This window comes from Ktedonobacter robiniae (assembly GCF_016587375.1).
Taxonomy (GTDB): Bacteria; Chloroflexota; Ktedonobacteria; order Ktedonobacterales; family Ktedonobacteraceae; genus Ktedonobacter; species Ktedonobacter robiniae.
Map to the genome: position 1 here is coordinate 2,054,502 of NZ_BNJG01000002.1, position 23,310 is coordinate 2,077,811.

General features: G+C 53.8%; 19 protein-coding genes and 2 pseudogenes. 14 read left to right on the forward strand and 7 right to left on the reverse strand.

Going from position 1 to position 23,310, the window contains the following annotated elements:
- Positions 1–45 precede the first annotated feature (45 nt).
- Positions 46–966, reverse strand: a complete 921-nt coding sequence (locus JMJ04_RS29845) for an MmyB family transcriptional regulator (RefSeq protein WP_201374019.1) — start codon at positions 964–966, stop codon at positions 46–48.
- Positions 967–1,261: 295 nt separating this feature from the next.
- Here JMJ04_RS29845 and JMJ04_RS29850 point away from each other — a divergent pair, with 295 nt between their 5' ends.
- Positions 1,262–1,564: a putative quinol monooxygenase gene (locus tag JMJ04_RS29850; RefSeq protein ID WP_201374020.1), complete on the forward strand. Its 303-nt coding sequence runs from the start codon at positions 1,262–1,264 to the stop codon at positions 1,562–1,564.
- A gap of 163 nt (positions 1,565–1,727) precedes the next feature.
- Positions 1,728–2,636 carry an alpha/beta hydrolase gene (locus JMJ04_RS29855; protein WP_201374021.1) on the forward strand — a complete coding sequence of 303 codons (909 nt, stop codon included), beginning with the start codon at positions 1,728–1,730 and terminating at the stop codon, positions 2,634–2,636.
- 464 nt (positions 2,637–3,100) lie between these two features.
- On the opposite strand, the gene JMJ04_RS29860 is transcribed toward JMJ04_RS29855, so the two are convergent.
- The 4 genes from JMJ04_RS29860 to JMJ04_RS29875 form a co-directional block, all read right to left on the reverse strand.
- Complete coding sequence (locus JMJ04_RS29860) at positions 3,101–4,267, reverse strand: outer membrane protein assembly factor BamB family protein (protein WP_201374022.1); 1,167 nt, start codon at positions 4,265–4,267, stop codon at positions 3,101–3,103.
- A gap of 748 nt (positions 4,268–5,015) precedes the next feature.
- Positions 5,016–5,333, reverse strand: a complete 318-nt coding sequence (locus JMJ04_RS29865) for a transposase (protein ID WP_201374023.1) — start codon at positions 5,331–5,333, stop codon at positions 5,016–5,018.
- A 31-nt stretch (positions 5,334–5,364) separates the two neighbouring features.
- Complete coding sequence (locus JMJ04_RS29870) at positions 5,365–5,553, reverse strand: hypothetical protein (protein ID WP_201374024.1); 189 nt, start codon at positions 5,551–5,553, stop codon at positions 5,365–5,367.
- Positions 5,537–6,085 (reverse strand): IS110 family transposase, encoded by a 549-nt coding sequence (locus tag JMJ04_RS29875; protein ID WP_201374025.1) that lies wholly within the window; start codon positions 6,083–6,085, stop codon positions 5,537–5,539. The genes JMJ04_RS29870 and JMJ04_RS29875 overlap by 17 nt, the downstream gene beginning before the upstream one ends.
- Positions 6,086–6,855: 770 nt before the next feature.
- Between JMJ04_RS29875 and JMJ04_RS29880 the strand changes: the two genes are divergently transcribed.
- The 5 genes from JMJ04_RS29880 (at position 6,856) to JMJ04_RS29900 (ending at position 12,974) form a co-directional block, all read left to right on the forward strand.
- Positions 6,856–10,029 carry a winged helix-turn-helix domain-containing protein gene (locus JMJ04_RS29880; protein ID WP_201374026.1) on the forward strand — a complete coding sequence of 1,058 codons (3,174 nt, stop codon included), beginning with the start codon at positions 6,856–6,858 and terminating at the stop codon, positions 10,027–10,029.
- Positions 10,030–10,216: 187 nt separating this feature from the next.
- Complete coding sequence (locus tag JMJ04_RS29885) at positions 10,217–10,435, forward strand: hypothetical protein (RefSeq protein ID WP_201374027.1); 219 nt, start codon at positions 10,217–10,219, stop codon at positions 10,433–10,435.
- A gap of 51 nt (positions 10,436–10,486) precedes the next feature.
- On the forward strand, positions 10,487–12,100 hold the full coding sequence (locus JMJ04_RS29890) for an amidase (protein ID WP_201374028.1): 1,614 nt from the start codon (positions 10,487–10,489) through the stop codon (positions 12,098–12,100).
- 33 nt (positions 12,101–12,133) lie between these two features.
- Complete coding sequence (locus tag JMJ04_RS29895) at positions 12,134–12,538, forward strand: PPOX class F420-dependent oxidoreductase (protein ID WP_201374029.1); 405 nt, start codon at positions 12,134–12,136, stop codon at positions 12,536–12,538.
- 22 nt (positions 12,539–12,560) lie between these two features.
- On the forward strand, positions 12,561–12,974 hold the full coding sequence (locus tag JMJ04_RS29900) for a hypothetical protein (RefSeq protein WP_201374030.1): 414 nt from the start codon (positions 12,561–12,563) through the stop codon (positions 12,972–12,974).
- Positions 12,975–13,271: 297 nt separating this feature from the next.
- Here JMJ04_RS29900 and JMJ04_RS29905 read toward each other — a convergent pair whose 3' ends face one another.
- Complete coding sequence (locus JMJ04_RS29905; protein WP_201371172.1) at positions 13,272–14,510, reverse strand: IS110 family RNA-guided transposase; 1,239 nt, start codon at positions 14,508–14,510, stop codon at positions 13,272–13,274.
- A 345-nt stretch (positions 14,511–14,855) separates the two neighbouring features.
- A complete protein-coding gene (locus JMJ04_RS29910; protein WP_201374031.1) occupies positions 14,856–15,398 on the reverse strand; it encodes a Tn3 family transposase in 543 nt (180 codons plus the stop codon).
- Positions 15,399–15,818: 420 nt separating this feature from the next.
- Between JMJ04_RS29910 and JMJ04_RS29915 the strand changes: the two genes are divergently transcribed.
- The 7 genes and pseudogenes from JMJ04_RS29915 to JMJ04_RS29945 all read left to right on the forward strand — a co-directional run bounded on the left by JMJ04_RS29915 (position 15,819) and on the right by JMJ04_RS29945 (position 23,291).
- On the forward strand, positions 15,819–17,159 hold the full coding sequence (locus JMJ04_RS29915; RefSeq protein ID WP_236038504.1) for a hypothetical protein: 1,341 nt from the start codon (positions 15,819–15,821) through the stop codon (positions 17,157–17,159).
- On the forward strand, positions 17,143–17,751 hold the full coding sequence (locus JMJ04_RS29920) for a hypothetical protein (protein WP_201374032.1): 609 nt from the start codon (positions 17,143–17,145) through the stop codon (positions 17,749–17,751). Before JMJ04_RS29915 ends, JMJ04_RS29920 begins: the two co-directional genes overlap by 17 nt.
- Positions 17,752–18,005: 254 nt before the next feature.
- A pseudogene (locus tag JMJ04_RS49010) lies at positions 18,006–18,487 on the forward strand (transposase family protein); the annotation flags it as partial.
- A gap of 577 nt (positions 18,488–19,064) precedes the next feature.
- Entirely contained in the window at positions 19,065–19,211 is a 147-nt protein-coding gene (locus JMJ04_RS29930) for a hypothetical protein (protein ID WP_201374033.1), read from the forward strand.
- Positions 19,212–19,778: 567 nt separating this feature from the next.
- Positions 19,779–21,668, forward strand: coding sequence for a reverse transcriptase/maturase family protein (locus tag JMJ04_RS29935; RefSeq protein WP_201374034.1), 1,890 nt, complete (start codon positions 19,779–19,781; stop codon positions 21,666–21,668).
- Positions 21,669–21,698: 30 nt separating this feature from the next.
- Positions 21,699–23,069 (forward strand): annotated as a pseudogene (gene ltrA / locus JMJ04_RS29940) (group II intron reverse transcriptase/maturase); the annotation flags it as partial.
- A gap of 66 nt (positions 23,070–23,135) precedes the next feature.
- Positions 23,136–23,291, forward strand: coding sequence for an HNH endonuclease (locus JMJ04_RS29945; RefSeq protein ID WP_236038632.1), 156 nt, complete (start codon positions 23,136–23,138; stop codon positions 23,289–23,291).
- Positions 23,292–23,310 lie beyond the last annotated feature (19 nt).

Here is a 23,310-nt window from a genome sequence, read left to right on the forward strand (position 1 = left end):
GCAACGAGGTTGAAGGGAGAGAACGTGGCCCCCTACTCTCCAGGATTAGCGTCTACTCACAGCATTGAAAGGAGACCCCTTAGCACTGCTCAGGGATGCAAAGACGGCACGGGCAGCATCATCCAAAGGGCGAAGTGCCATAATGCAAGGATACATGTGGCTGCAGACCGAAATACGAATATGCTGGAGTTGAATCGGCAACCATTCTTCCGTCGTAGCATTTCTCCCCAGAAGCAGCTTTGATGGGACATCATGCTGATCAAATAGTGAAGGCGTTCGTTCCCAATACCGACGAAAATCGGCGACGGCACAAAACTGTTTGACCAATTCATGATACCACGGTTCAAATTGGTAGAGCCTATTGCTTTGCTTAAAGAGCTGAATGCCGCGAGATACCCCAGCTTGCCAGGCTTTGACTGCCTGGTCATTGAAGGTCGAACGTTCTCGGATCGGCAAGTCCTCTCGAAAAAAGACGGGGAGGACGTACCGTTGTGTTCGTGGAAGCGCCATGAGTGGAGGAAACGCAAAGAGTCGCTGGAAAGGCTCGTTGATAGCTTCGATTGCCAGGGTGTGCGTCACAAGCATGGCTGGATAGGGGAATGTTTCCATCAACTGCCTGGCCTGTTCTAATGTGAGCCTTAGCGCGTCTCCTTCCAATTCGAGGCTTTCAGGGAGATAACGAGCAGCCAAGAGCAAGTTGTTGCGGCTTTCAATGCTACATTCGAGATAATCAGCGATTTGCATCAACGTCTGGCGGCTGGGAATCCGTTGCGAGCGCCCAACCAGCAAATTTTTATAGGTGGGACACGCTTCATCGGTTAACTCTTGCTGAGTAAACCGTTTGAGGAATGGATGAGGACGGTCCCTTACCTCTTCCTGTCTCTTCATCCTCAGGACTTCAATCTCCTCCAGGATATCACGCAGCACATCTGGCGTGTGAGAAGCGTCAGGTTCGATGTTCATCATACCTCTCTCCTGCTGTTGGAACTGGGAGAGACCCGATCCGCGAACAGGCGGGACGATCTCTTGCCAATCCAGGTGTAGTTTTACACTTGGTACAACACATTTCCCCTAGTATACTCTTCCCTGTGAGCAGAAAATGGCCCAATGCGCGTGACTGCCTGGAAGAGGCTCTCTCAAAGAGGACCAGCAGAAGCTTCACCTACCAATGAGCGAGAGCTGTTCTTGCGAGAAAGACAAGCTCACGTTCATGCGGGTTTCAGGCATCTCGTGCAAATGCAAGAAGAAATGGAGATACAACATGGTTACTGCAGGATTTCTCATTCGATTCGAGGCAAAGCCCGGAAAAGAGGCGGATGTCGAGCGCGCCCTCAAAGGAGCGTTGGCAGCAGCCCAGGAGGAGCCGGAAACGATCGCCTATTTCTTAATTCGCCTGGAACCCTCGACGTTCGGCGTCTTTGATGCCTTCCCAGACGAAGAAAGGAGGCTCGCACACTACAATGCCCGCTGGCCGCAGTTGCAGGAGAGAGCGAAGGCCCTGTTTGTCGAAGGATCACTGGTCATGGAGAAGGTTGATATCCTGGGGGCCAAGCTTCCTGGGTAGAGTCGGCTTCGATCGCCGCGTGCTGAAGGAAACACCTGTGGTTTGAAACCCCGCCAGGACCAGCGCGCCGGTCCTGGCGGGGTTTCAGTAAGTGTTCTATGAGCACCGCCCTGAATTGGCTGGAAGCTACGTGCTTTCCGAAAAAATGAAAACGATTGAAAAGATGAACAGTCTAACAACCAAGAAGCCCATTCTGATCCGAGCAGGTCAGAGTGACCTCTCGGGAGTGTACGCAAAACCTTCGAGCGCTCCTCGCGCTCTGATTGTGTCCTTGCATGGGGTCAGCAACTCGGCCGCTATCTTTGATAACACCATCCCTGGTGAAGCAGGCTTCCTCGATACGGCGGCCGCTCTTGGGTACGCGGTGCTGGCGCTGGATCGACCGGGCTATGGGGCCAGCCAACAGATCGCCGAAGATCTGAGCACCTTTGACGGCCAGATCGCCCTCCTGCGGCTCGCGCTGACCGCGGCCTGGGAGCAGTATGGAGCCGACGAGGCAGGAATCGTTCTGCTTGGCCAATCCTTCGGGGGACTCATCGTCCTTGGGCTGGCTGCCAGCCAGCCTGATGTGCCTTTACTTGGCGTGAGCACTCATGGGACGGCATTACGCTGGTTGCCAGGTGCCCTCCAACGCTTTCAAAGCTTGCTGGCTAATGCCCCATTTGTCGAGCTTCCTTTCGACGAGAACGCCAGGTCCCTTGGACCTGCCAACAGTTGGGTTCATGAGGCCCGAGAACGTTTGAAGCAGAGTCAAGCTCCTTTGCCGATGGCGGAGTTGCGTGAGGTGCTTCGCTTTCCCGAGCATCTTCGCCAGATTAGTGCGGATGTGCGCGTTCCCGTCCAGATGACCCTTGGAGAGCATGACACCGTCTGGGAGTCCTCTGCATCTGCGCTGGACGAACTGAGCCAGCTCTTCCCACAAGCCCCATTTGTGGATGTGCGTCGCCAACGCTTCGTTGTTCATCAACCTGGTGCCCACTTAGCGGCGCGTGCGTTTTACCTGCGTGAACTCGCTTTTGTCGAAGAGTGCCGGGTTCACAACAGCATGATCGCCCCTGAGCCCTTGCCATAACCTTGCTTTCGCGTTCGATACCGAAGCCGTGACTGTGTGAACACAGGTGAAAAGCCTGAGTATCATTGCCGTCTGGATGAGTATTGCGCGAAGAAAGATCGTGCGTTCATCATCCAGGCGGATCAGGGATGGCTCTCCATTCAATGGCACGGCAGTTGCAGTCCAGGAAAAGCCCGTGCCATTGAATATGAGAATATTTGTCACAGGAAATGAACCAGCCTGTTGAAAAACTAAAGCGCTGAGGTTTAAAAAATGCGAATCGGCGTCAAATGAGCGAAACATGTAACGTTTTTCTGTCCCTTAAAGCTCTACAATAGGCTTTTTCAACAATCTGGAACATTTTTGACACAGGTGGAAGAATTTCCCTTTTCCATCTGCGGAACCGTATAAAAAACCGTAACATGGCGTTTTTCTCGCATATCTTGGCGTTGAGTAAGGAACGCGTAGAAAATAGATGAGCTATTTCATAGTGAACCACTGCTGGCATTGAATGCAAAGAGGTAATCCGCATCATCACTTGATGGATGGGCGCTGTCACACTCACACCTCCTCCTGTTCACATACACCCTGTTCCCAGCCACTTCGATCAAGGGAGCGTAGGACCCCGTTGTCGATGGACCCAGGGAAACGCTCCAGCGCAGCGCGCCATTGGCTGCATCCAGAGCGTACACGTCTGTATCATCGCCAGGAGACAGATAAAATTCGTCGTCTGAGGTTCGCGCATAGAGCGTCCCATAACCTAGGGTGATGCCATCCAGAATCGGGTGCGCGAAAGCCTGGCACCAGGTCTGCTTGCCATCTCGCGCCCGTATCGCGCAAATGCGAGTGTGATCATCGCTTCCTTGCACTTCTGTATAAAGCATGCCTTGACCCAGTTTCAGAAGCAGCGGAGGAGCGAGATTCTCGAAATACAGATGACCCAGAGAATATTGCCACACGATCCTTCCATTCGCCTCATTGAAAGCATACAAGACCGAGTAGGGCCGGGAATCTGCTGGGGAAGCAGTAGCTACAGGAGAAGTGGGAGCAAGAGGCCCAGGAGTGACTGTAGCGGCAGATGTGAGCGTTGTTGGAGTATTTATGTGTTTAATAGGATAAATAATACGAAAGAATATACTCATGTAAATAATGCCGTTTGCGCCGAGAATGAGTGAAAAATAAGAAGGCTCAAATACTCCCTGAAGCGCTCCCTGAATCTGTGACTGACACCAGCGTACCTGTCCGTGAGAGATATCGACCGCGCAGAGGGCAAGGCTGTGACCATCGCTCCCTCCTCGTTCATTGACATAGAGCAGACCATCTGCATAACCAATGGGGCTGCCGTGAAGCGAGAGATCCGTATGTCCCCGCAGCAGTCCATTCAAAGGATTTAAATCGCAAAGCGTGATATTCGGCCCATTTGAGACAACCATCGTGAGAACCTCTGAGGTTGCGGCCCGATCCAGCGTTGTCGATTGGTAGTCCCCGCTTGAACCAAACGCCGCATCATAGGGAGGTGGCGGCACACCTCGGTTGAAAGCCGGGCCACAGGCCAGGCTGCCGACCAACATCAGCCCCAGAGCCGCACAAAACCCAAACCAGCGTTTCGCCTGGGATTTGCGCAGACCATTCTTGATCAGAAAAGTCTCCATTTTGCCCCCTTTTTCTGCTAGTACCACAGATAACGCAACGAAATGCATGGGGCAAATGACCCATGCGCCGGATCTGAGACAATCTCTATCTCTTGTTTTCCCTCATTCCTGGACATTCACTGATCAATTTCAGAGCGATGGAGAGGTATCTTCCGGATAAGAGGTTGCCCAGAGGTGGGACCAGAAGGAGGAAGAGGAAGGAGAAGGCAGTCGATGGTGTTTGCATGGAGAGGGAAAAGCGGTAAGACCGACTACTTTCTATCCAGGCAGAGAGAGCTATCGTAGCTCTCTACAGCCTGGTTCAGCAGGCTACTCCAAATTTCGCTTCCAACTTCGAGGCAACCCCCAAGCCAGAGGCACTAGCTTCTCTCCGACAGACTGCTAGGACAGCTTGCTACTGAAGACTACCTATAACAGGCAAATTCACGTGCGAATTTACAGAAACGGTCTAAGACGACCCGCCTCTCAAGCGGGTTTTCCTCCGGCAATAGCTAAACTGATCACTCTTCGTGCCGCTTGATCACTCTTCACCCGAAAATATGACTACTCTTAGCTTTTACTACCACCATCCTCTAAAAGCGCCTCATTGCGTGGCACGTTTCTTGAGAAACGGCTCTTTTATTCTGATAAATGACATTTTGACACGCCTTAGATACGGTATTGATTGTCAAGGGGAGAAATAGTTCAGCTTGTCAAAAGGCAAAAAGGCTCGGGTATTGGAGAACGCGACCAGGATGTGCTCGAGTGTTTAGGCGGCATCCTGTTGCCGATAGAGCGGATCAAAGTCTTTCTGATAAGTGACAAGTGCAAAAGCCAGATGCAAGCGTTTGCGTGCAGCTGCACAACGGGCAACTTTTGCTGGCTTCCCTCCTGCTCTCAGCCGATCATAGAAGGTCTTGATAACAGGATTGAAGCGGGCTGCCGACAATGTTGCGAGGGAGAGTGCTGTTCGCAGACGCCCATTCCCGCTATGGCCGATACAGGGACGTTGATGGACACTGGTTCCTGATGCTCTCGGCAGAGGAGCTAAACCCGCATAGGCGGGCTGCCTTCGAGGCGTCGGCACAGAGTGTAAAATTCATGGTAGCAACCACTATTCATGTGGCCGTGATGAGCCCAATACCTGGAATTGTTTGAAGCCTGGCAATATTCTTTGCCCACTCCCGGGCATGCGTGTTGTCTTCTCCAGGAAGGGGTTCCTCCTCCTGCGCTGATGGCAACACGGTGGCCAGTTCTGCTTCGATCTGGGCAATCTGGGCGGTGAGGGTCTCATCCAGGGCCTCCATTCGTTGGCGGACGTGGGGAACCACGACCGGATTGTGTTGGAGAGCATGCGCGTTGATTGCGCACCCGACCACGCATCACGAGCAAACTTTCCCTTTGGGTCAGCCGCTGCTCCAACTCCTCGTAGATCGCGGGAGGAGGCGTCCATGCGTCTGGCTGAAGGAGGGCCGCGAGCTGGGTGAGCGTTTGAGCATCGATGGCATCCGTTTTCGCACGTTTGAGGAGAGCCTTGGCAAAATGATGCGCTTGGGCAGGGTTTACAATACTGACCGCGTATCCAAGGCGCGCCAGGAAAGCCGCCAGAGCCAACCAGTAGATCCCTGTGGCTTCCATGACGACAAGCATGTGATCGGGCTTGGCTCCCGTCCTGAGAAGTCGCTGATGCAAAGAAGAGAACCCTTCGGGAGTCTGTTCAATGATAATGGGTTTGCTTGGCTTCTGCTTTGGAGCTTGCCAGGCAACGGTCGCGGTAAGAGCTGCAATATCCACGCCGACGAAAAGCTGATACTCAACAACCTGTTCACATGCTTGCATGGTCCACTCCTTTCGTATGCTCGACTCGATGGTATTGTTCGTTCCTGGCAGGCTGTCATCTACGCTCATGATACGTGGTCAGAGCCACATGAGACGGTTCAGGTTACCGCCGTGCCGAGAATGGCAGGGATTACTCTCGCGCCACGCGATCAATGTCGCAGGCGGGAAAACAATCTCGCTGCCATCCTGGAACACTGTCCCTATTATATGAGCGGGAAACATTCCGGCCCATTTGCGCTCTTGCCAGCCTTAGCGCCAAAAACAGTACGGAAAAATGTCAGCACCCCGATATAGCCAAGCTTCATAGAACCTCTGCTGTAAGTGTCACTTACTCATCTAAGATCGATAGTTTTGACATTTTGGTTTTTGATATAAGTTTTGAGATTCGTCAAGCGTCCATTTCGCGCTTGCGGAGGTGATGCGCAGCTCCCCTGGAAAAACTGAACAGTTTGTGCCGAAAAACGGTCGATTTTGTGATATGTGAAGGAAGATGTTCCGGATGTTTCTCGGGAAGGGAAGAGGTCGGATAGACTGTGCGGGGAACCAGGTCCTTCCTTCTCCATCTTCCGCTACGTCTGTGTCATATATAGATAGGAGGAACACAAAGTCGGAAGAGGAACGTTGCTCAACAGGGCGAAAAAAACCTATCCGTTTCCTCTGACAGAAAGGATCTTTTTTGTGCCGCAACAATCTCTTGCATTTTTGTTACCCAATGCGTATACTCCTAGGAAAAGAGAAGACCTTGGGTAACAAAAACCAATGAGGAGAGTATGCCAAAAGCCGCCCCATACCATCTGACCTGGCATGTCGAACATGAGAACTATGAACTGCACGACCAGAGAGAGAGACCCATCCTCACGATCACCCCTGGGGAACCTGGGTGGTTTACCTGGCTCGATACGATTGCCTCCTTCGCCTTTCGCGGGAGGCAGGGACAACTGACGGTGCGGAAGGAGTCCAGGCAATGGGGCCATGGGTATTGGTACGCTTACAACCGCGTCGGTCCCAAGCTGATGAAGAGATATCTGGGACGGACAGCAGACCTCACGCTCATACATCTGGAGGAGATGGCAGCTCAGCTCAGTGGTGATGTGACCTTCCCACCTGATGACGTTTCTGGCGAGACGCTCTCCGATGAACGGGAACAGAACCCATGGGCAAGCGGCGTGAGCGTAGATGGATCAACCATGCAAGCTGTGGAAACGGAGGCCAATCGTCTCCTGCCTTCCGAGTTGCCTACACAGCCCGCGCTCTTGTTCTCTACCAGGCTTCAGGTGCCGCGTCCAAGAGTCCGGTTGGTGTCGCGCACCCGTCTCGTTGAGCAACTCCAACAGGGGAGGGAACGCGGACTCACCCTCATTTCTGCACCCGCTGGCTTCGGCAAAACGACCCTGCTTGCCCAATGGCTTGCCGACCATAAGCATCTCCCGCCCATGTCTGTCGCCTGGCTTTCCCTGGAGGCGCAAGACAATGATTCTACCTGTTTTCTCTCCTCCCTGATCGCTGCCTTGCAGACCGTTAATCGGCGCCTGGGTGCGAACGCCCTCGCCCTGCTCCAAACAGGGGAACCTCTGTCACCAGAAACAGTGATGACCTTGCTGGTCAATGACCTGACGCACTACGCAAGAGAGGATATTACCCTTGTGCTCGATGATTACCACGTCATCGAAGCTCCGTCCATTCATCGTGCCCTTGCCACGCTCGTCGAGCATCTGCCCACTAGGCTGCATCTCATCCTTGCTACGAGAGCAGACCCCCCCTTGCCGCTCTCCCGCCTCCGGGCGCATGGGCATATCCTGGAAGTGCGTGCTGCTGCCCTTCGCTTCTCCCTGGAAGAAAGCAGTTCATTTCTCCAGTCTACGATGGACCTCTCGCTCTCCGAAGAGTCCATCACGACCCTCCAGAACCGCACCGAGGGATGGATCGCAGGCCTCCAACTGGCTGCTCTTGCGCTGGCGGGGCATCCTGATCCCTCTGCCTTTCTCTCAGCCTTCAACGGCAGTCATCGTTTCGTGCTTGACTATCTCAGCGAAGAAGTACTCTTACGGCAACCTGCTTCGATACAGTCGTTCCTCCTACACACGGCGATTCTTGAGCGCCTCTCTGCTCCGCTCTGTGATGCCGTCACGGGTGAGCCTGCAAGTCAGGCGATACTGGAAACGCTGGAGCGAGCGAACCTGTTTGTGGTCTCACTGGACGAGAAGCGAGAGTGGTACCGCTATCATCACCTCTTTGCCGAGGCCCTCACCAATCGCCTCAAGCTCACGATGCCCAATATGGTACCTGAATTGCATCGCCGCGCCAGCATCTGGTACGAGGAGCATGCATTCGTGATCGAGGCCGTACACCATGCGCTGGCTGCTCACGATGATGAGCGTATGGCTCGCTTGCTTGAACGTGATGCCATAGCTATCGAGCTGAACGGTCAGTATCAGACCGTTCTCAACTGGATGAGGAGACTTCCCGAAGAGATGATCCGTACGCGCCCAATGCTCTCTCTTATTCGTGCGATCGGACTCATCTTTGCCAGACAATTTGAGCAGGCTGAGGCGTGCCTGCGTGATGCTGAAGTCAGCCGATCTTTCGACCACCCTGACGAACATGTACAGATGATTCTAGGTGGGATAGCGTACTGTCGTACGGAACTGAGCAGCCTCTCCTCCAATGATCTGGCGGGCAGCGTCACAATGGCACGTCGGGCGCTCTCCCTGTTGCCACAGACGCGAGGTGCGGCTCCTCTGCGTGCCGGGGCGCTCATGTACGTGGCTCGTGCCTATCAACTCAGCGGAGATGTCACCTCTCCAAACGAACAGTCTGTGTTGACTGCAATGGCGCTGGTGCCTACCATCGGTCCTCTTGGACGTTTACGCATCACGCATCAACTGGCACGCTTGAGAGGGCTACAAGGTCGGCTCAGCGAGGCTCTTGCCATCTATGAACAACTGCTGCCGGTGGCCGAGGAGTTTCGCGCCTCAGGTGCCAGTGCCTTTTATTATCTCAATTGGAGTCATCTTCTGCGCGAACACAACCAGTTGGAAGCGGCTGAGCGCATCCTGGCAAAAGGGATGGAGGCGATGAGGATGGGAATCTTTCTTGAACCCATTACCGCCCTGCTTGGATACGCAACGCAGGCTCGCTTACAGCAGGCACGAGGAGAGTTCAGTCAATCTCGTGCTACCATAGAAGAACTGGTTCAATTGACTGAGCATGATTGCTTCCCATCCCCTCTCAGAGCGCTGGCAACAGCAGTACGGGCGCAGCTCCTGTTAGCACAGAGCGATCTGGAGCGTGCCGTTGCCTGGGCGAATGCATCTGGCCTATCTACCGAAGACGAGGTAAGCTACCCACGTGAGATGGAATACCTGATCCTGGCCCGAATCCGCATTGAAGAGGGACGCAACGACCCGACAGGGCCGCTGCTGGGCAATGTTCTGCGCTTGCTCTCTCGCCTCCTCGAAGACGCGGAGGCGAAAGCACGCATGGGCAGTGTGTTGGAAATCCTCATCCTGAAGGCGTTGGCTCTCCATGCAAGGCGAGATCAATCAGGCGCCCTCACCGCACTGGGACGTGCCCTTGCACAGGCCGCGGGAGAGGGTTATATTCGCCTCTTCATTGACGAGGGGACACCGCTACTCACCTTATTGCGTCAGGCTCAGGAACGTGGCATTGCGCCTGACTACGTTGCCACGCTGCTTTCCTCCTTCGGGGCAACGGCTCTCGACTCACAACCTCCGTACCTGGGAGAACTTGCCGAACCCCTCACACGGCGCGAACGCGAGGTGTTGCAACTCTTAGCTTCGGGAGCATCCAATGGCGAGATTGCTCGTCGCCTCGTCGTGAGTCTGGGCACCGTCAAAAAGTACGTCTCGAACATTACCGGGAAACTAGGGGCGCAGAACCGTACCCAGGCAGTCATTCGCGCTCAAACACTTCACCTCCTCTAGCATAGCCTCGCAGCAGGTGGGGCGGTATAGTAGAGGCAGCGGCTCAGCCCTGCCTGCGCTCTACCACAAAACCAACCCTCATTATCCACTTTAGTCTCCTGCCTCCCAACCACTCCCTACTCTATACTCAGCACAGATCACGAAAACACGCCGCGACAGAGATAGCACGGCGAAGGAGCGCACTGCGATGACCATCTACGAATTGCATGTCCAGGGACATCTTGATCAGCATTGGTCTGCCTGGTTTGAGGACTTGACGATCACGTATCAAGAAGACCACACAGTGCTGCGTGGCCCTCTGGCAGATGAGGCCGCTTTGCATGGAGTGCTGATCAAAGTACGTGACCTGGCTTTACCCCTGCTGGCACTGAAACGGGAAGACCAGGACGTTTCGAGTCAGCCCTGAAGAAGCCTACACATCCATTCCACCAAAGTAATCTCGAAAGGAGCATATATCATGACACCCTCTTCCTCTACACTGTCTTCCCATGAAGATGCCGTCCTCACCAGTCTGAGTGCATCGGAGCTTGCTTGCCATATTGCTGAGGGTCGCCTTTCCTCGCAGGAGGTCATTGAAGCGCATATTCGCCGTATCGAAGCGGTCAATCCACGTCTGAACGCCGTCGTCGTATCACTCTTTGAACAGGCGCGTGCCGAGGCACGCAAAGCTGATAGCCTGCTTGCGCAAGGAACACTCGTTGGCCCTCTCCATGGCGTGCCCATCACCCTCAAAGAGCAATTTATGGTCTCTGGAACCCCAACAACGGTTGGTATTCTGCATCAGAAATCTCGGCTCATGGAGCAGGAAGGTCCCCTCGTGAAGCGGCTTCGTCAGGCCGGAGCTATTATTCTAGGAAAGACGAATGTCTCCCAACTGCTGATGTATCACGAATCTGATAACCCGGTCTATGGCCGGACGAATAATCCCTGGAACCTGGCCCGTACCCCTGGCGGAAGCAGTGGGGGTGAGGCCGCCATTCTTGCTGCTGGCGGCTCTCCTCTTGGCCTGGGAGGCGATTTCGGTGGCAGTATTCGTGTGCCCGCACATTTCTGTGGTCTGTATAGCTTGCTTCCCACAGCCAGAAGATTGACCCATCACGATACCGCCCCCCATGCCTACGTTGGTGGGCAGGAAGGCATTATCGCTCAGCCTGCTCCCATTGCCCGCAGCGTTGAGGATCTGCGCCTGGCAATGAACATTCTAACGGCTCCTGGCTTGAACGCTGTTGATCCATTAGTGCCGCCTGTTCCCTGGCCCGATCCCACCACCGTCTCTCTTATAGGTCTGCGTATCGGCATGTATACCGATAATGGCGTTTTTTCGGTAGCTCCGGCTGTACGTCGTGCGGTGGAGGAGGCGGCGCAGGTCTTGCGCGCACGTGGTGCTATCGTTGAGTCCTGGAACCCGCCCAATGTGGCGGAAGCGGTCCGGCTCTATGTTGGACTGGTGGGTGCGGATGGTTTTGCGACCTATAAGCGCAATCTCGCAGGAGATCCCCGTGATCGCCGTATCAGCTTCAATATGCGGGTGAGCAGCCTGCCTGGGATCGTTCGTGCGCCATTGGTAGGTCTGCTCAGGCGAAGTGGACAGGCTCACATGGCGTCTTCGTTGCAGTCTATTCGTGGAGCGTTGTCGGTCGATCCGTACTGGCATCTGGTAGAAGAGCGCAATCAGTATCGCGAGCGCTTCCTTGCTGCGCTTAATGCTGACCATTTTGATGCTCTTCTCTGCCCACCCCATGCGCTTCCAGCCCTGACACATGGCAGTAGTGGCACCTTAAATCCGACCAATGCTGGCAGCTATGCCATCCTCTACAATTTGCTAGGTCTGCCTGCTGGCGTGGCACCCGTTACCCACGTGTACCCAGGTGAGGAGAGCGAGCGCAGCGTTGGGAAAGATAGCGTTGAGCGTGTAGCCCGTACCGTTGAGATGGGCAGCGCAGGTCTGCCAGTAGGCGTGCAGGTGGTAGCTCGCTCCTGGAGAGAGGATATCGTCTTAGCGCTGATGGCCGCACTGGAAGAGCATACAGGTCCATGCATACCCGTTTCGGGAGATGCTCTACTATCATAGATAGTGTTTTTTTTTGAAAAGAAAGAGAAGTTTATGTTTTCGGAAAAGGAACGTGCATTTCTTCAAAGCCAGACATTGGCGAGGTTTGCAACCGTGGCGGTAAATGGTCAACCTGACGTTGACGCGGTAGGCTTTGGATTTGATGGGGAGCGCTTCTACATTAGCGGCTATGCCTTAGAGCGCTCACGCAAGTATAAAAATGTCGCCTCCGGACACACCCTGGTCTCGCTCATCATTGATGACCTGCCATCACTTGAGCCACTGGTGCCACGTGCGATCAAGGTTCATGGGGAGGCTGAGATTGTCACCCTTGAGCAAGGGTATCGAGGTCCCGGCACCTACATAGTCATTACGCCGAAAGTCTCCTGGAGCTGGGGCGTTGATGCACTGGCCTTTCAAGATGGGCAGTTTGTCACAAAGAAAATCACCTGGCAATAGAAGCAATGAAAAGGATTTTTTGATGAAAACAACAGTTCACATCATCCACTGGATAAGTAACATTGCGGGCGCAGGAGCGCTGGTGTTGGGACTTTTGCACTGGTTTGCCAATATAAGCTTTCTTTCTGCACATATGTGGTTCGGTCTTGTTGTCACGTTGGCTCTGCTTGCCTTGAGTATCGTATTGCTCTTGACCAGAGGAATGAGGGTAGCTGGAGCACTGGGCATCATCTACGCGATGATCATACCTCTCTTTGGGATGAATCAATTTCTGCTTCTCATTGGCGATTGGCACTGGCTCGTTCGGGTGGCGCACTTGCTGGTAAGCGCAGGTGCGATGGGGTTTGTTGGTATCATGAGTGCGCGCTATCTCAAGCTCAAGCAGGCCGAGGGAAAAGATGCACCTCAGATGTCTGCCCCCCAGGCCGTGAGATAATGAATGCACTCCCAACGCAGCTATCTGCATGTGTGTTGGGAGTGCATTGCATCCTTTTTGCGAAAACGCGCAGAACTGGTTATGCCCGTGATGAGGCAATTCCAGATGTAATGTGGAGTTTCATCTGGAATCTCACTAAACGAACCAGCCTGTTGAAAAAGTCTAGATAATCTCATCATTTTACCCTTGGAGCACACAATTCCTCTGAAAGAGCTGGAGAAAGAGACAAAAACACCCCCCTGTGGGTCAAGTGACCCAAGAGAACCTCATCCGCAAGCTCGTATGCTGGAAGCAGGATTAAGCGATCTGAGTAGGGGTCAGCGTCACCTGATATCCCAACCGTTCAAGCTGCCTGGTTGCCCGTCGCTCAGCATGCTTGCGATCTAATTCCGAAAAGTAGTTTGCTCCTCTTTCCTGATAGGGCTCACCAGTCGTGAGCATGTGATAGTAGATCACCAGAATGCTGTGAGCCACCGCCACGACAGCACGTTTGTTGCCACGACGAGCAGCAATCTGATGATACTGTGCCGAGAGATAGCTGTGCTTGGTTCGAGCGGCGGCATTGGCGGCTTGAACCAGCATCGCTTTAATCCAGCGATTGCCTTTGCGAATGCGTCCACTTTTGCGTTTGCCTCCACTCTCGTTATTGCCAGGACAAATGCCCACCCAGGAGGCGAGGTGAGCGGCATCCGGAAAAGGAGACACATCCGAGCCTATCTCAGCCAGGAGAACTTCGATGATTCGACGGCTACATCCAGGAATAGCATCGAGCCGCTGAATCAACGCCTCCTGAGGGCGCAAGCGCTCCTCAATCTCCCTGTCCAGGCGCGAAATTCCCCGATCATGTCGCTCGATCAGGGAGAGCAGTTCCTGCAAGAGGAGGCGGTGATGGTCCCTCAGGCGTCCACGCAGCGCTTGTGCCAGCGCGTCACGTTTGCTCATCGCACGTCCCAGAGCCAGATCTGCTAACACGGCTGGATCTTCCTCTCCGCGAAGGAGAGCCGAGAGAATCTGCTGTCCTGATTTCCCCATGATATCCGTCAACACGGACGAGAGCTTCAGATTGGTATCTTCCAGCGTTTTGTGGAGCCGATTCACCAGCCGGGTTCGCTCGGCGATCAGAGTTGTGCGCAGACGGGTCAGATCACGAAGCTCTCGTTGTTGGGGTGACGGGATAAAGCTGGGTTTGAGGAGCCCAAACTGCAAGAGTTCGGCGATCCACTCCGCATCCTTTTTATCGGTTTTGCGACCTGGAACGCGTTTGAGATGTTCGGCATTGACAATCATGACCTGCTCAAAGTGCCCTTCCATGAGGTTGAAAGGGGACTTCCAATACACCCCGGTTGACTCCATCGCGATGGCCTGGCACCGCGCTGTTTTCAGCCAGTCAACGCACGAGAGTAATTCACTCGTCATCGTCGAAAAGCGCCGCAGCTCTTTGTGTTGCTGTCCTTTCTCATCGACAGCGAGCAAACATGCCACCAGAAATTGTTTGTGGACATCAATCCCGCAACAGCTTCGATACAGGACTTCCATCAGGGTTCCTCCTTCTGATACGCTGTGGTCAATGGTTAGCGATCAGCGACCAGGAAGTACCCGGCCTGTGAGGTTAGATTCCTCTACGTGCTTCTGGAAAAGAGCGACAACTGGCGGTGCAAACGGGTACCTGGAGACAGCTTCGGGCTCACGCTCATGTTCATAACTGGGCGTCCGTTCTCACCTGGCCGCGATCTCTCCAGTATATCCTCTTTCATCCCTGGTGGTGTCCCGGCACGGGGCATGCTGCTTCGAGCATAAATGGTAGTGATATCGTAGGATATGCTCATCCATTGGAGGCTTTTTCAACAGGCTGCGAACGTATTTGACACGCACTGTGGAGCTTTAAGAAGCCACCCAGGAGGTGGCTTCTTTTTCTTCTTTTGACTCTACTACACGCAAAGGCCGGAGGTTTTCTAACGAGCGTCCCGGCTGCGGCGCAAAATGATAATTCCCAATCAGATTAATATGTTCCCAGCCCAATGGGGCAATGTGAGCAAGTGTTGCTTCTGCAATGTCCTCACCACCTTTGCGCAATGTAGCAAAGGCTTCGGTCAAATAAATCGTGTTCCAGGCTGCGACGGCTGCAACGAGCAGATGCAGACAGGAAGCCCGGTGGATCTGGTCCTCCAGGGCTCGATCACGCAGTTCCCCCAAGCGGCCAAAGAAGAGCTGACGAGCAAGCGCGTGCAATGCTTCCCCTTTTTCAAGAGAAGGGGGGCTGTCCGCATAGACGTAGAGATCCACGTCCGAGCGGCTATCAGCTTTCCCGCTTGTACGAGAACCAGCCAGGACAACAGCGAGGACCTGAGGCAGCGAACGAAATGTCGTGGCAAGAGCATCGGTCAGAGATGAAACATCCAATCTTTCCGCAAGATCATCTCCCATTGAAATTTCCTCCTGGGTCAAAGATGAGTAAGGAGATCACCAAGAGATCATGACTCCTTGCCTTTGTTGTTCTTCGTGTGCCCTGTTCTGTCTCTCGTTCGCCAACAAGAGAGCTTTGGGGCTTTGGCATCTCGCCTGTCAGAGCGATCTATGGAGCGTCCAACAGTCAGTCTGAGACTGAAGACGCAATTTACAACGTTCAGGAGAAGTATACCAGATGGGGAGCGGTTTTTTCAGACATTCCCCCATCACTACTCATGCTTCGCGCTGATTGCTCACTCTTCACCTTAAAACCTGCTTGCTCTTCGGATCTGCCCACTGGATACGCAACGAGCTGACAGCAAGCTAGCAGTGGAACGAGAAAGAGACCTTTAATGAGAGAACAACAAAACACACTCTCATGAGGAGGTCTCTTTGGGTATGATACCGAACGCGAGCATAGAAGTTCAAACCTCTCCTGTGGATCGCCCTTCTATCCCTGCATGGTTCGCCGAAGTCGTCATTGTGTCCCAGCATCTCACCACGAAAGGACTCCTAGAAGCCTTTGCGCATCACATCCAATTGGTACGTGGACGCTTCGGCAGCTATGAACCAATTGATTTTTTCGCGCTTCTGTTCGGGTATGCAATGAGTGGAGAACGAACGTTATTGGCGTTCTTTGAACGTGTCGCTCCCTTTGGGCCAGCCTTCATGGCCCTCTTTGGACGTGCTGAGCTTCCCCATCGTGCCACCTTGAGTCGTTTCCTGGCGAGCGTCGACCGTCCCTGCCTGGAAGCGTTTCGTACCCTCTTCGAGCAGCACAGCTTTGCGGAAGGATGGACGAACGATTCCATCGGTGGGATCTGGGATCGGCAGGGACGCCGCTACCTCGTCTTTGATGTCGATGCTACACGTCAGGCCGCACGGCAACGAGGATTGCCCTGTGATCCAAGCCTGCCTCCCCCTCGACGTCGACTCGATGCGGTCTGTGCACCAGGCTACACGGGGCGGAAACGAGGGGAGGTGGTACGCACACGTACCGTCGCGCTTCAGATGCATACCCGTCAATGGATCGGCACCTATGCAGGCCGAGGCAATGGCGACTATCAAGGAGAACTTGCTTTGGCGCTTCAAGCTATCACAACCTACTTAGGACTTTTTGCCCTCACTCCAGAGGTTGCTCTCGTTCGCCTCGACGGGCAATATGGTGATACCGTCGCCATTGCTCAACTGATTGCAGCAGGCGTGCATCTGGTGACACGAGCGAGAGGGTATCGCGTCCTGGAGCACCCACAGATCCAATATGTGCTGGCTCACCCACCAACCGCGAGTGTGAGCAGAGTGAACAGTGATGAGGTCGTCGAGTTGTTTGACGGCGGCTGGCTCCAATTGGATGGAGACGTGCCTCAAACGCGCGTCATTGTGGCTCGACACCGCGCCCCTGAACCAGGCAAGAGGGTGTCAGTGGGCAAGTGCATCGGTGAGTGGGTGTATGAGGTTTTCATCACAACCCTGCCCATCGATGGCTTCCTTGTCGAAGATGTCCTCGACCTCTATCATGGGCGGGGGGCCTTTGAGGCGGTGCTTGCGGATGAAGATGTCGAAGAAGATCCCGACCGTTGGTGTTCCTACACTGAGTGCGGACAAGAGCTCTGGCAGATTGCGTGTCAATGGGTGTGGAACCTCCGGCTCTCACTTGGACAGGCTATGCAAAAAGCTAAGTTGCGCGAGATCGAGTGGGCGTCCCCGAAAAAAGACACCCCCCGTGCTTCTCACCCTTGAAGAGCCAGTTGAGGAGTATGGGCCGTGGGAGTGGGCTGCAGCATTTGGACAAGCCACTGGACGCTTCGGGGCCGATGCCTTTACTCTACAAGAGGATGGGAAACTTCGCTGTCCAGTGGGAGCGAATTTGTGGTTGAGCGAAGTGCGGCAGGAAAATGCTTTCACTCAGCGCGCCGTCTACCTCGCTTATCAGACCGACTGTCAGTGCTGTTCTCTACGAGAACAATGCCTGGCAAAAGGAGCCAAAGGCAATCGTGCTCGACGGGTTAGCGCTGTCCGTCGCCTCTTGCCCCCACCTACCTCGGTTGTGTGTGAGCAAAAGCCTGTCCTTCTCGGACCAATACGATGGGTGGATGTCGCAGGTCGAGCGCTTCGCCGCACCTGGACCATCCATTGGCGTCGTCAACACGCTGAGATCATCGCGCTTGTCGAGTGTCCTGAGAAGGTTTTTCCACCACCACGTCCCCCTCGTGAAGTGCGTTCGCATTACCGCTGGAGGTGGCCCGACCGGCTCGCCTGTAATGCCTGGTGGGGGCCACCGCAACTGCGTGTGACCGTCGCAGGCGTCCCCGCCTTTCTCGCCATCAAGTAATGCAGGAGGAATGAGCTTACAAACAGGTAATTTGAGCAAGATGCCATCTTCCCTCTGAGCTGATCTTGAGGGGCAGGAATCCCTGTCTGCTCCCAACAAACTCTTCCATTATTTCATTGTTCGCTTGCTGCCATCTCGTTGCGCATCCCGTGGGATCTGGCACACTCTTGGTGATTTAGGCTACTTGCTACTCACGCATTGATAGATCGTTCTACGTGAAAAGAAGGAACTTTTTGTAGAAGGATCTAGTGAAGATGGACGTGAAGCGAGTTGCTGCTCTCCCAGAAGGCTTCGCAGTCACCGGAATCGAGATAATTGATGAAGTGCTCACCATCACAGCGATTTCAACCCACGTTGCCCGCTCTGTGGCACACCCGCCACACGGGTCCATAGTCACTACAGGCGCCAGATAGCAGACTTACCCTGTAGCGGACAACAAGTGCGTCTCTTCGTTCACGTGCGCAAGTTCTTTTGCGATGAGACGACCTGCGCTCGAAAAATCTTTGCGGAGCGTCTGTCGTTCTTCGCTGACCCCTTTGCACGCATGACCAAACGTCTGTTTCAGATTGTGCAGATCATTGGTCTTGCTACCGGCGGCAGGCTCGGGGTGCGTGTGACAGATCGTTTGGTCATGCAAACCTCTCGCCAGACCATTCTCCGGCGTATTATGGCTTTGCCAACCGATCCAGTAGGACAGGTTATCGAGCTTGGCATTGATGATTTCTGTGCGACACGAAGCTGCATGTGTAGCCGTAAGGACTCTCGAAAGGAGAATCTTACCTGGAGTTCTGCCTCCAGTGCCCTACCAGGCTGAATCAAGAGCGCCTGGGACAATGTAGCCGCACCCGTAAGGGTGGCCTCGCTTCCGTGAGGAAGGGAGGCGACTGCTAGCATCATGCGGTTAGGAGCTAGGGCGAGGCATGGTATGGCTAATCGAAAGTGAATCGCTGATAAACGCCGTCATCGATAACAAGCTAAAGGTGCTGGCAAGCTTGACCAAAAGGTACGTGGTCGGTTCAGGGGTTAGAAGTTCTCCTGACGCAGACACAACGATCACCGGCGGAGAGGCGGGGCCTAACCCATGCATGGTACCCATGCGGAACGTGGTAAACCGATCGTGCCCCTGGATACCAGGAAAGCCTTTCGCAAGAAAGACCGATGGTATGGTCGGCAGAGGATGAGGGAAAAAGCAAAAGCCAACCTGTAATGGGATGGATAGAGGGTGCAATATCCCCTCACGCGAAAGCGAGCAGACTTCCCTCTGGTCTTTCAGCACGAGAGCGTTTGATGAACCGATCAAGGAGGTAAAGCAGATGACAACGGAAACGACCGAAGGGCAATCTTCGGCCCCCTCTGTTGGTGCGACCACCGACATACCCGTCGCTTGGCACCAGATCAACTGGCGAGAAGCTGAACGCAATGTTCGTCGGCTCCAAACCCGTATCGCGGTGCGCCCGTAACAGGCCATCAATTCAGCGGGGTCTCAGACCCTACCCCCTGTGGGAATGGGGGTTGCTCAGTGCCTTACTCCGAAGCCGAAAGGCTGAAGAGGACTAAAGCATGGCATGAGAAGGGAGAACGCAGGCTCCAGCAAGCGGGCGAGTCTCTCAGAGCAATTTTGACATGGTGAAAAGCTAGACTGCTTTAAACCCAGAACCGAGCGGGACAACGGGTACCGGATGGGAAGCTGGTGACGCCCATTCTCTCCTGGATCGCGATGATTTGCGCGATACATTGCGATACCCACCCAGGAGACGCACCCCCAATAAAGGGTGAAAGGTTCAAACAGGACACCTACATCAGAAGCATCTGGATTGACGGCTAAACGGGGATGATCCGAGTCTGAAAGCGAGCTGTCATAGGTGACACCTCGCTATGGTCGAGGGACCTGAAGATCAGACCAGATCACGGAGCGTCCGTAGTAGTCGATGGGAGAGGAACGACCCATCCACGGAACGCCGGAAAGCGGCGTGCAGGGCGAAGGGGCGCAGGTTTTCCAATGGCAAGGAACGAGAGAGGAGCACACAGTGCAAGAACCGAATACGTTGCTTGCGATACTTCGCGTAATGGCAAAAAAGCCAGCAGTCACATTCGACAAGCTGTTTCAAAAGCTCTACAACATTGAATTGTGGCTCCTGGCATATGAAAGTATCGCTCCCAAGCCTGGGAACATGACTGCCGGAATAGATGGGAAGACCATTGACGGTGCTGGTTTCAAGTTGATTACCGATCTGATTGCTGATCTAAAGGCATCGCGGTACACACCACGCCCTGTCCGTAGGACATATATCCCAAAAGCGAATGGCACGCCCAGGCCGCTCGGAATACCCAGTTTTCAGGAAAAACTGCTTCAAACAGTCGTGAAGCTCATCCTGGAAGCCATCTACGAACCCACATTCTCAGAGATGTCACATGGTTTTAGACCACAACGAAGTTGTCATACAGCTCTGGAGCAAATCAAGAATGAGATGTATGGTGTGAGATGGTGGGTAGAGGGAGACATAAAGGGTTTCTTCGACAACGTCTCCCACGATACCTTAATTACCATTCTGAGTAAGCGTATCACCGATAAGCGTTTCCTTCACCTCATAGGGCAATTCCTCAAAGCGGGTTACGTCGAAGACTGGAGGTATCACCAGACGTACTCAGGGGTACCCCAAGGAGGCAATCTCTCACCTCTACTCAGCAATATCTACCTGAATGAGCTGGATCAGACAATGGCGAAGAAGATCGCCGAGTTCAACCAGGGCGCAGACAGGAAGAGAACGAAAGAGTACCAACAAATCAGTGCAAAGGTCGCCAGGGCCAAGAAGAAGGCGAGGAAGACAGGAGATTGGACGCGCTACAAAGCACTCCGTAAGGACATGCTCAAAACGCAGGCCAAAGATCCTCAAGACCCAGACTATCGACGACTTCATTTCGTGCGGTACGCCGACGATTGGCTCGCAGGAGTCATCGGCAGTAAAGCCGACGCTGTGGACCTCAAGAAATGGTTAGAGACATATCTCAAGGAAGAACTTCAGCTAGAGTTATCAGCGGAAAAGACGCTGATTACCAACTCGAAGCGACGAGTTCGGTTCTTGGGATATGACATCAAACGTTGGGCTGGAGAACGCATCTATCGCTTCCGAACAAAAAAGGGCCAGGTGATTACGAAACGCACTGGAACCTATCAACTCCGGTTCCTCATGCCTCGGAACAAAACAATGGCGTTTGCAAAACAATATGGAGACACAAGGAACTGGCATGGCAAGCATCGAAACAGCTTACTCAGACTCAGTGAACTGGAAATCCTCATGATGTACAACGCAGAAATCAGAGGGTTTCTGGGATACTATGCCCTCGCCGACAATCTTGTTGAGGTAGCCGACAAAGTGCTCTGGCTCACTACGAGCAGCTTCTTCCGTACTCTAGCAGGAAAACGGCAGAGTAGTGTCAAGAAAGTAGCAAAAAGCCTGAAGAGAGGAGCAGGACGATATGTCATGACGCTGCAAAGGGAAGGGAAGCCAACGAAAGAATATGAGTTGGTCTCCTCAACTCGCCAACTCAAACGAGAAGGAAGCAGGTCGCGACAGATTGACCTCCAGCCCAACACATGGATGTACAGAAATCGAACGGAGCTAGGCAAGCGCCTCCTCGCTCATCAATGCGAATGGTGTGGAACAAGGCTCGGACAGATAGAAGTTCACCATGTCAGGAAATTGGGGAACCTCAAAGGAAAGGTCTCGTGGGAACGCCAGATGATTCAGCGTCACCGAAAAACCATGATACTCTGCGCTGAGTGTCATGACGAGCTACACGCAGGAACGTTGAGCGAGAAGAAAAAGCGAAGGGAAAACGGGAGAGCCGTCTACCCTGAAAGGGGTATGGGCGGTTCGGAGGGGAGTTCAGTGAGACCTGATGTAGCAATACATTAAGGCGCACGGTGCTTACCATACAAGGCAACTCAGGCCGGAAAATGGGGCAAGGTGAAAGCCTTGCAACATTTACTGACCCACTCGTTCAGCGGCAAGGCGCTTGCCGCTGAACGAGTGACGGAAAACACTGGCAAACGAACACCCGGCGTAGACGGAGCCCTCTGGAAAACGCCGGAACAGAAAGCAGAAGCTATCCAGTCACTCACCCAACGAGGATACCACCCGCTCCCATTACGGCGCATGTACATCCCCAAGAGCAACGGCGGACGGCGTTCCCTCTCGATTCCTACCATGCGGGATCGAGCCATGCAAGCCTTGTACTTGCTGGCCCTTGATCCCGTCTCGGAAACCACAGCCGATCCGAACTCGTACGGATTTCGGCGAGGCCGCTCGACAGCAGATGCGATTGAAGCCTGCTTCATTGCCCTCTGTCAAAAGGACCGGGCGCAGTGGGTTCTCGAAGGGGATATCCGATCTTGCTTCGACCGAATCTCGCATGAATGGCTCCTAGCCCATATTCCAATGGACAAAGCTATGCTTGCGAAATGGTTAAAAGCTGGATACCTGGAAAATCGCCGCCTCTTCCCAACGGAAGAAGGCACGCCCCAGGGAGGAATTTGCTCACCCGTGATTGCGAACATGGCCCTCGATGGGCTGGAACGACTGCTGGCTGCTCACTTCCCAAAGAAGGGAAGGGAGGCCAAGCGAACCAAAGTGAACCTGATCCTTTATGCGGATGATTTTTGCATTACAGGAGCTTCAAAAGAGCTTCTCGAACAAGAAGTGATGTCTCTTGTAGAGCAGTTCCTCTCAGAACGGGGGTTACAACTCTCCTCTGAGAAAACCGTCATCACGCATATCGAGCAAGGGTTTGACTTTCTTGGGCAAACGGTACGCAAGTACCAAAAAGGAAAGGAGGCCAAGTTCTTCATTACTCCTTCAAAGAAGAATGTGAAGGCATTCCTTGCCAAGATCAGAAAACACATCAAGAAAAGTCGAAACCTGACGGCAGGAGAATTGATCGCCGAACTGAACCCGCAGATTCGCGGATGGGCCTTGTATCATCGCCATGCGGTGAGCAAGGACGTGTTTCATGCGGTCGATCATGAAATCTTCAAAGCCTTGTGGGTTTGGGCGCAACGAAGGCACCCACACAAAACGCGCTGGTGGATCAAAGAGAAATACTGGCCGTCCACTGGTCCGAATCGCTGGGTGTTTACAGGAATCCTCAAAGGCGAGGAAGGGCAGATCAGAGTGGTTCGCCTACATTCTGCCGACTCGATTCGTATCGAGCGACACACGAAAATTCGTGCTGAGGCCAATCCTTACGATCCTGCCTGGGAACCCTACTTCGAGAAACGGCTTGATGTGCAGATGGTCGGCACGCTCAAGGGAAAATGATGGCTGCTGCACCTTTGGAAAGAACAAGGGGGCCTCTGCCCAATCTGTCAGCAAAAGATCACCAAAATCACGGGATGGCACAGCCATCATGTCCTTTGGCGATCCAAAGGAGGATCAGATCGGGCAGAAAATCGAGTTTTGCTTCATCCCACCTGTCATCAGCAAGTTCATAGCCAGGGTTTACATGTGGAGAAACCGCGTCCGGTGAAACGGGCGAAATGAGAGGCTTGAGCTGTGTGCT